Below are 508 nucleotides of genomic sequence, written 5' to 3'. Positions count from 1 at the left end.
GATCTAAAGCGTAAGACTCGAATTATCTCAGAGAACAACCGAGAAATTGAAATCATCAATGAAATACACAACTTATGGTTGAGAGCGCAAAATGCTCAAACCGCCGAGCAAAAAATTGAAATTTACGATGAGATCTTAAAAGTCCGCCCTGGTGATTTAGAGGCGCTCACTTATAAAGCTGATGCCGCAATGGACATGCAGGAATACCATTGGGCAATGAGCTTATGTAACCGTGTATTGGAAGTGGATGATCAAAATGCTCACGCCTTGTACCAACGAGCTTGTTCGTATGCAAGATTAGGTGCTGAAGGTCAGGCAATCGACGACTTAGAGCGCTCTATCGAAGCCAGTGGCTCAATGCGAGAGTTGCTAGCTGAAGAGCCAGATTTTGAGATGCTACGCGGCTTAGATCGTTTTGAAGCGCTTTGTGAAGAGTAATTATTTAATGGCATGGTGAGCTTCGTACGCTTACTATGCTTTTAATCATTTTTACGGAACGGTTTCTTAC

General features: G+C 42.9%; 1 protein-coding gene. It reads left to right on the top strand.

The features are described 5' to 3' along the window. The coding region (locus AB4653_RS27010) for a tetratricopeptide repeat protein (protein WP_372105773.1) at positions 1-438 on the top strand (438 nt) is incomplete at its 5' end. Positions 439-508: the final 70 nt, after the last annotated feature.

Source organism: Vibrio sp. 10N.222.48.A3, from assembly GCF_041475345.1.
In the GTDB taxonomy this organism is placed as follows: domain Bacteria; phylum Pseudomonadota; class Gammaproteobacteria; order Enterobacterales; family Vibrionaceae; genus Vibrio; species Vibrio tasmaniensis_A.
The sequence above is the reverse complement of the archived record's forward strand: the minus strand, read 5'-3'. Positions and strand labels throughout refer to the sequence as shown.